Source organism: Candidatus Rokuibacteriota bacterium, from assembly GCA_016209385.1.
Lineage (GTDB): Bacteria > Methylomirabilota > Methylomirabilia > Rokubacteriales > CSP1-6 > JACQWB01.
In genome coordinates this window covers 20276-28364 of sequence record JACQWB010000198.1, presented here as the reverse complement: position 1 = coordinate 28364, position 8089 = coordinate 20276, and the positions used below count along the sequence as shown (strand labels likewise).

6 protein-coding genes are annotated in these 8089 nt (G+C 67.5%); all 6 read left to right on the top strand.

What is annotated here, in order from left to right:
* Positions 1 to 183: 183 nt before the first annotated feature.
* The 6 genes from HY726_14420 to HY726_14395 all read left to right on the top strand — a co-directional run bounded on the left by HY726_14420 (position 184) and on the right by HY726_14395 (position 8088).
* Positions 184 to 618 (top strand): OB-fold domain-containing protein, encoded by a 435-nt coding sequence (locus HY726_14420; GenBank protein ID MBI4610190.1) that lies wholly within the window; start codon positions 184 to 186, stop codon positions 616 to 618.
* A 195-nt stretch (positions 619 to 813) separates the two neighbouring features.
* Entirely contained in the window at positions 814 to 1227 is a 414-nt protein-coding gene (locus HY726_14415; protein MBI4610189.1) for a cobalamin B12-binding domain-containing protein, read from the top strand.
* 1 nt (position 1228) lies between these two features.
* Positions 1229 to 2842, top strand: a complete 1614-nt coding sequence (locus HY726_14410; protein MBI4610188.1) for a methylmalonyl-CoA mutase — start codon at positions 1229 to 1231, stop codon at positions 2840 to 2842.
* A 427-nt stretch (positions 2843 to 3269) separates the two neighbouring features.
* Positions 3270 to 4421: a CoA transferase gene (locus tag HY726_14405; GenBank protein MBI4610187.1), complete on the top strand. Its 1152-nt coding sequence runs from the start codon at positions 3270 to 3272 to the stop codon at positions 4419 to 4421.
* A 152-nt stretch (positions 4422 to 4573) separates the two neighbouring features.
* Complete coding sequence (locus HY726_14400) at positions 4574 to 6898, top strand: molybdopterin-dependent oxidoreductase (GenBank protein ID MBI4610186.1); 2325 nt, start codon at positions 4574 to 4576, stop codon at positions 6896 to 6898.
* On the top strand, positions 6895 to 8088 hold the full coding sequence (locus HY726_14395; protein MBI4610185.1) for an ABC transporter substrate-binding protein: 1194 nt from the start codon (positions 6895 to 6897) through the stop codon (positions 8086 to 8088). The genes HY726_14400 and HY726_14395 overlap by 4 nt, the downstream gene beginning before the upstream one ends.
* Position 8089: the final 1 nt, after the last annotated feature.

Genomic DNA, 8089 nt, shown 5'->3' with positions numbered 1-8089 from the left:
CTCGGAAGGGGGGCAACGCCCCCCTCCGAGGGAGCGGCATGGGCGAGCACGTCGTGATGATCTACGCCGGGGAGCCAGCGTGAGAAGCCTCGTGCCGACCTGCGTGCGCTCCCGCAGCCGGACCGCGGTGCTCCTAGCGCCCACCCACCCCTTCGGGGCGGGTACCCGGCGCCCCTCCGAGTGATGAGCTACTTTCGCGCGATCGATCCGTTCCCTCTCGAGTCGGCGGAGCAGAACAAGCTCCACGAGTTCTACGGGCACCTGGCCGCGGGCCGGCTCGTCACCACGCTGTGCACGGGGTGCAAGCGCTGGAGCTGGCCGCCCCGGGGCTTTTGTGCTGAGTGCGGATCGGACCAGTACGACTGGGTGGACCTCCCTCAGGAGGGGACGATTCACGCCTTCACCGTCCAGGAAACCGGCATCCCCGCGGGCTTCGAGAAGCCTCTGATCTTGGCCATGGTAAAGGTCGCTGACTTCAGGATTTTTGCCCGCATCGTCGAGGCGGAGCCGACCGCCGTTTCTTTGGGCAAGCGGGTTCGGTTCACGCCGGTCAAGGTGGCGCCGGATCACGCCGGCGGTCCTCGCTATCTCCCAGCGTTCCGATTGGCAGAGGGATGATGGAGCGCAAGCTCCGAGTGCTGATCGCGAAACCCGGACTTTTCCCGGAGGGGGGCTTCGCCCCCCTTCCGGACCTCCCCCCGAGGTTGCGCGGGCCAATCCCGCGCTTGACCATCGGAGGGGGCCCAGCGGCCCCCTCCGAGACCTCCCCCGAAGAGTTGCGCGGGCCAATCCCGCGCTCGAGCGCGGCGTGGAATGGGCGCGCATAAGCTTCGTATCCTGATCGCGAAACCAGGATTGGATGGGCACGACAGGGGAGCCAAGGTGGTGGCCCAGGCCCTCAGAGACGCCGGCTTCGAGGTGATCTACACGGGCCTCAAGCGGACGCCGGAGGAGATCGTCCGCGAGGCCGTGCAGGAGGACGTGAACGTGGTGGGGCTCTCGGTTCTCTCCGGAGCGCACCTGCCGCTGGCCACAAAGGTGCTGGCCGGCCTCACGGCCGCCGGGGCAACTGATATCGCCGTGGTCGTCGGCGGGATCGTGCCCGAGGCCGACGTGCCAGCGCTCAAGGCAGCGGGCGTAGAGGAAGTCTTCGCCATCGGGACTCCGCTGGACAGGATTGTGGAGGCGTTCAGGGCGCGGGCGCACGCCCTGGAGTCAGGAGGGTGAGATGGCTGAGAAGCGAAAGCTGAGGGACGCGTGGCTCCACGCCGGCATCCCGGTAAAGCCGGTGTACGGTCCCGACGATATTCGGCGTCTCGACTACCACCGGGACCTGGGTGAGCCAGGTGAATATCCGTTCACGCGCGGCATCCACCCGGAGATGTACCGTGCCCGGCTCTGGACCATGAGGCAGTATGTCGGCTTCGGCACGCCGGCCGAGACCAATGCCCGCTTCAAGTACCTCATGGCCCACGGCCAGGATGCTCTCAATGTGGCCTTCGATCTGCCCACCCAGCTCGGGCTCGACTCCGACGATCCCAGAGCCGAAGGCGAGGTTGGGCGCGTCGGCATGGCAGTGGATTCACTTGCCGACATGGAGGAGGCGTTCGACGGGATCCCCCTCGACCGGGTGAGCGTCTCGCTCACGATCAACTCCATGGCGGCCCCGATCACGGCCATGTACTATGCCGTGGCGGCGAAGCAGGGAGCCGCCCCCGAGCGCGTGGTTGTTACCCCTCAGAATGACATCCTCAAGGAGTTCATTGCCCGCGGCACCTGGGTCTATCCGGTGGAACCTTCCCTCCGCCTGGTCGGCGACCTGATCGAGTTCTCGACCCGGCGCTACCCCCGCGCCAACCCGGTCTCGGTCTGCGGCTACCACATCCGCGAGGCCGGTTGCACCACGGCGCAGGAGATGGCGTACGGGCTTGCCATCGCCGCGGCCTACGCGGAGCTGATGCTCAAGCGCGGGCTCCCTGTGGACGACTTCGCCCCGCGCATCTCGTTCAACTTCACCTGCTGGGGGAAGATCTTCGAGGAAGTCGCCAAGTTCCGCGCTGGCCGCCGCCTCTACGCCCGGATGCTGCACGAGCGCTTCGGCGCCAAGAATCCGCGCTCCTGGATGTTCAGGACGCTCATCGGCGGGGGCGGGTCGGCCTTCACGGTGCAGGAGCCTGAGAACAACATCGTTCGCGGCGCTTACATCGCGCTCACCGCCGCGCTCTCCGGCGCCCAGACCATGGCCCTCCCCACCTACGACGAAGCCTACACGATCCCCTCAGCGAAGGCCCAGCTCATCGCGCTCCGGACCATGCAGATCTGCGCCGAAGAGTCGGGCGCCGCGGACACCGCCGATCCACTTGCAGGCTCGTATTACATCGAGTGGCTGACGAATGAGATGGAGAAGAAGATTCGGGAAGAGCTGGCTCAGGTGGACCGCCTCGGCGGGATCGTGGAAGCCGTCAAGTCGGGAGTCATCCAGGCCGAGGTGGCACGCCAGGCGTACCTCTTCGAGCAGAAGTTGCTTTCAGGGGAGATCCCCAAGGTGGCCGTGAACTGCTATCCGGGCGATGCGGGGGCAGGGGAGGCCCGCGAACTTGAGGTCTACTCCTTTGACCCGAAGGTGGCCGCTGCTCAGGTGGCCAAGCTCAACCGGCTCCGCCGCGAGCGGGACAACTCTGCTGTGGAGCGGACGCGGGCCCGCCTCAGGGACGAGGCGCGCGGGACCGCGAACCTGATGGAGCCGATCCTGGAGGCGGTGAAGGCCTACGCGACTCTCGGCGAGATCGCAAGCGCGCTGAAAGAGGTCTTCGGCGAGCACAAGGAGCCTGTCGCCGTTTAGCCGTGTCCCTCTCCCCGGTGGGGAGAGGGCGGCGTGAGGGGAACTCAGGCCGTGGGGCACGCGGGTCGGGACTAGCGTGCGGTTTAGCGGATCAACCGAGAGCGCGAACTGCTCAAGCGAGACTGTTTCGAGCAGGGGGGTTTACAGGGACCTGAAGAGGCAAGTCTGCAGCACTGAGTTCGAGCACGCGAGACGAAGCTAATGTTCAGAGGGGTCGTACTCATTGTCATTCTCGCTATCTGTTTGGCGCCGATCTTAGCGCAGGCGGAGCCACTGGCGAAGGTCCAGCGGGTTGGTGTTCTCTGGGGAGCCTCGCGGTAACTGCAAAGGCCTTGGACCTCACGATTCCGCAATCTGTGCTCATTAGGGTGGACGAGGTGATCCAGTGACGCTCTTCGATGGCGTTCGGGTGCTGGACCTCTCGCGCATGCTGGCGGGGCCCTACGGCTCGATGCTGATGGCGGACCTGGGCGCCGAGGTGATCAAGATCGAGGAGCCTGACGGCGGCGATCCGATGCGCGCGATGGGGCCGCCGTTCCTCCCCAACGGCGAGAGCGCGTACTTCCTCTCGATCAACCGGAACAAGAAGAGTGTGACCCTGGACCTCACGAAGGCGGAGGGCCGCGAAGTGTTCTACGAGCTGGTCCGCGTCTCGGATGTGGTATGGGACAACTTCCGGCCGGGGATCATGGCGCGCATGGAGTGCGATTACGAGCGTCTCAAGGCCCTCAACCCGCGGATCATCGCCTGCTCCCTCTCCGCATACGGGCAGGACGGCCCGTATCGGGACTGGCCCGCCTTCGACCTGGCGCTGCAGGCCATGGGGGGCGCCATGAGCCTGACCGGCGAGGAGGGCGGGGCGCCGGTCCGGATGGGCCTCCCGATGGGCGATCTTGCGGGCGGGATGTTCGGGGCGTTGGCCGTTGCGGGAGCTCTCTTCCGGCGCGAACGGACCGGGCAGGGGGCGTGGATCGACCTGTCGCTCCTGGACTGCCAGGTGTCGCTTCTGACCTACCTGGCTCAGTACTTCTGGGCGGATGGCAAGGTACCAGGCCGGATGGGCTCGGGGCACACCTCTGTGGTGCCATACCAGGCGCTCCCGACCGCCGACGGCCACTTAGTGGTGGCGGTCTTTGCAGAGAAGTTCTGGAGCGGCTTCTGCCGCGCCCTGGGGCGGCCGGAGTGGGAGCAGGACCCGCGCTTCGGCACCAACACCCATCGCCTCGAGCACCGGGCGATCCTGGTCCCCGAGATCGAGGCGGTGACCCGCACGCGTAGTACCGCAGAGTGGCTCGAGACCTTTCACGGCGAAGGGGTGCCTGCGGCGCCGATCAACGCGGTGGACCAAGTGCTCTCTGACGCCCAGGTCAAGCACCGCCGGATGGTCCTGGAGCTCGAGCATCCTGTCCTCGGACGGCTCCCCACGCTCGGGAGCCCGGTCAAGGTCGACGGCCGGATGGAGATCGACGTGCGGGCCGCGGCTGCGCTCGGTGAGCACACCGAAGCTGTGCTCGTGGGCCTTCTGGGCTACTCCAGGGAGAAGTTCCGGGAGCTCCGCGAGCAGGGCGTCGTGAAGTAGCGATGGATACGGCCCAGCTGGTGCCATGAAGCGCCCGCATCAACGGGTGGGACTGCAGTGATTGGGAGGAAGGGTGTTCGAGCGCTGGCTTTGCCAGCGCAATCGGCGGGGGGAGGTATCGGAAGGGGGGCGGAGCCCCCCTCCGAGGTTGTATGAGCGAGTTCAGGATCATCGGCCAACGCATCCCGAAGCGCGACGGGCCTGAGAAGGTGACCGGACAGACCCGGTACCTGCACGACATCGAGCTTCCCGGGATGGCGCACGGAAAGATCCTCCGCACCCGCTACCCGCACGCGCGCATCCACCGCATCGATACGCACAAGGCCGCGGCCCTCCCCGGCGTGCTCGCCGTGATCACGGGGGAGAGCGTGGAGCAGTACCCGTTCGGCTTCGCCAGGGATCACCTGGCGCTCAAGCGGGGCAAGGCGCGGTGCATCCGGGATGAGGTTGCCGCGGTTGCCGCCGAGAGCGAGGTGATTGCGCAGGAGGCCCTGGACCTGATCGAGGTGGAGTACGAGGAGCTGCCGGCCGTCTTCGACCCGGAAGCCGCGCTCCGGCCCGGCGCCCCGCTGGTCCACGAGGAGCTCGGCTCAAACCTGGTGAATGCCCGCTGGGAGTTCAGCCACGGCGACGTGGACCGGGCGTTCGCCGAGGCCGCGGCGGCGGTCGACGGAACCTATCGGCTCGACTTCGTGACCACCGCGTGCCTCGGCACGATGGCCGCCATCGCCGCCTGGGACCCCCAGGGCCGCCTCACGATGTGGAGCACCACGCAGGTCCCCTTCCTTTACCAGCGGGATCTCGCCGAGGCCCTGGGGATCACCGGCGACCGGATTCGCGTGATCCAGCCTCCGGTCGGCGGCAACTTCGGGCGTGGGCTCGATCTCTACCCCATCGACGTCATCGCGGCCCTGGTCGCGCGGCGTGTGGGGCGGCCGGTGAGGATCGTGTTCGACCGGACCGAGGAGTTCATCGCGAGCCCGACGCGGGAGCCGTGCGTGATCCGCATGCGGACGGCGGCGGCCGCCGATGGCCGGCTGCTCGCGCGCGAGGCGCGCGTCACCATCGATAACGGCGCGTACGTCTCATGGGGCTCCACCACACCGTACGTGATGCTCTGCACCAGCGCCGGCCTCTACCGCGTCCCCAGCGTGCGCTTCGACGCGACCATCGTGTACACCAACAACCCCTACTCGGGCTCCATGCGCGGCTACGGCAACCTGGAGTCCACGTTCGCCGTGGAGTCCCAGATGGACGAGCTGGCGGACCGCCTCGGCATGGACCGCCTGGAGCTCCGGCTCCGCAACGCGGTCCGGCCCGGGGATGTCACGGTCCAGGGGTGCCGGATCACCTCCTGCGCCATGGGGGAGTGCTTGGAGGCCGTCCGCGCGGAGATCACGAAGCCACCGCCGCGCCCGCTCCGGCCGGGCTGGAAGCGCGGCATCGGCTACGCGGCCATGTTCCACGTGGGTGGCGGGGCGCGCGTCTACCGCTCCGACGGCTGCGGGGCGATTCTGAAGCTGGACGACTTCGGAAAGGTGACGCTCCTGACGGGCGCCAGCGAGATCGGCCAGGGCTCCGAGACCGTCCTCGCCATGCTCGTCGCCGAAGCCCTCGCCGTCCCGCTGGAGTGCGTCGAGGTGATCAACCAGGACACCTCGGTCAAGCCGTGGGATGTGGGGGTCCACGCGAGCCGCACGACCTTCGTCGCGGGCAACGCCGTCCTGCTGGCGGCGGCCGAGCTGAAGCAGAAGCTCCTGGCCATGGCCGCCGAGGCCATGGACGAGCCGGCGGAGCGGCTCGAACTGGCTGACGGCTTCGTCTTCGTCAGGGACGTACCGGAGCGGCGGCTCCCCTACGACAGGGTGGTGCGGGCCGCACACTTCCGGGAAGGCGGGCGGACGCTCGTGGCCGAGGCGTTCTACGATCCGCCCAACGAGATGCTCGACAAGGACTTCCGAGGCAATGTGTCGGCCGCCTACGCCTTCGCCGCCCAGGCGGCGCTCGTGGAGGTCGAGGAGGCGACGGGGCGAGTGGAAGTGGTCAAGCTCGTGTCGGCCCACGACGTGGGGCGCGCGTTGAACCCCTTGGCCGCCGAGGGGCAGATCCACGGCGGCATTCACATGGGCCTGGGCTACGCGCTCAGCGAGCAGCTCATCGTGCGCGAGGGGCATGTCCTGAACCCGCAGTTCATGGAGTATGCGCTCCTTTCGCCGACCGAGATGCCGGAGATCGTCGTCCGGCTGATCGAGAGCGTGGATCCCGCGGGTCCCTTCGGCGCCAAAGGAGTCGGCGAAGCCGGGACGATCCCGGTCTCCGCGGCGGTGGCCAACGCGGTCCACGATGCCGTGGGGGTCCGACTGCGGGAGCTCCCGCTGACGCCCGAGCGGGTGTTCCAGGCCCTTCGGATGGTTCGGACGGCGTTCTTGGAAGAGGGAGAATCCCTAACCAAACTCCAGGGAGGAGGGGCATCATGAACACACCAAAGATCGTCTGCGCGGTCGGCCTGCTGGGAGCGCTCCTCTGGGGGCCGCCGGCCGCCTGGAGCCAGGAGTACCGGATCGGCTTTATCGCGGCCATCACCGGCCCGGCCTCGTCCCTCGGGGTGCCGGAGCGGGACGTGGCGGTAATGATCCAGAAGGAGCTGGATGCCAAGAGTGGGATCGCCGGGCGTGACGGGAAGAAGCGGCCGGTGAAGATCATCATCCACGACGACCAGTCCAAGCCCGACGAGACCGTGAAGGCGGTCAAGAAGCTGATCGCCGACGACAAGGTGCACGTCGTCATCGCCTCCAGCCAGAGCCCCACGAGCCTGGCGGTCGTGCCCATCGTGACTGAGGCGAAGGCGCCGCTGATCTCCATGGCCTCGAGCCACGCCATCGTCACCCCGGTCAGGGACCGGCACTGGGTGTTCAAGACCCCGCAGTCGAACATCCACGTGGCGGTCCACCAGATCAACTACCTCAAGGCCAAGAAGATCAAGAAGGTCGCCAGCCTCTACGTCAACGACGCCTTCGGCGAGGATTCGCGCCGCGGGCTGGCTGAGCTGGCGAAAGGCGCCGGGATCGAGATCGTCTACGAAGACAAGTTCGAGCACGCCGACAAGGACATGACGCCGCAGCTCACCAAGGTGCGGGGGAGCGGGGCCGAGGTCCTGATCGTCCACGCCATCCCGCCGGCGGCCTCGATCATCACGAAGAACGTCCGCGACCTCAGGCTCACGATCCCGCTGATCCACAACCACGGGGTGGGGACCAAGCCGTTCATCGACCTGGCCGGGGGCGCCGCGGAGGGCGTGATCTTCCCCATCGGCAAGATGCTGGTGGCCGAGGGGCTGCCCGACGCCGACCCCCAGAAGAAAGTGCTCCTGGACTTCATCGCCTGGTACGAAAAGGGAACCGGCAAGCCGCGGAGCACCTTCGCCGGTCACGCCTGGGACGCGCTGCAGATGCTCTTCCCGATCCTGGCCAGCCTCCCCGCTGACCTGACGCTGGAGGCGGCGCGTGGGAGGATCCGTGACGAGCTGGAAAAGACCCGGAACTTCGTCGGGACCGGCGGGATCTTCAACATGTCCGCCGAGGACCACGTGGGGCTAGACGAGCGCTCCATGGTGCTGGTGCGGATCGAGGAAGGCAAGTGGAAGTACTTCCCGCGCGAAAAGTGGTAGC

Excerpts from the sequence above, each read along its gene's own strand:
- HY726_14410 (MBI4610188.1), top strand. The coding sequence starts at position 1,229 with ATGGCTGAGAAGCGAAAGCTGAGGGACGCGTGGCTCCACGCCGGCATC.
- HY726_14405 (MBI4610187.1), top strand. The coding sequence starts at position 3,270 with ATGCTGGCGGGGCCCTACGGCTCGATGCTGATGGCGGACCTGGGCGCC.
- HY726_14415 (MBI4610189.1), top strand. The coding sequence starts at position 814 with ATGGGCGCGCATAAGCTTCGTATCCTGATCGCGAAACCAGGATTGGAT.
- HY726_14400 (MBI4610186.1), top strand. The coding sequence starts at position 4,574 with ATGAGCGAGTTCAGGATCATCGGCCAACGCATCCCGAAGCGCGACGGG.
- HY726_14420 (MBI4610190.1), top strand. The coding sequence starts at position 184 with ATGAGCTACTTTCGCGCGATCGATCCGTTCCCTCTCGAGTCGGCGGAG.
- HY726_14395 (MBI4610185.1), top strand. The coding sequence starts at position 6,895 with ATGAACACACCAAAGATCGTCTGCGCGGTCGGCCTGCTGGGAGCGCTC.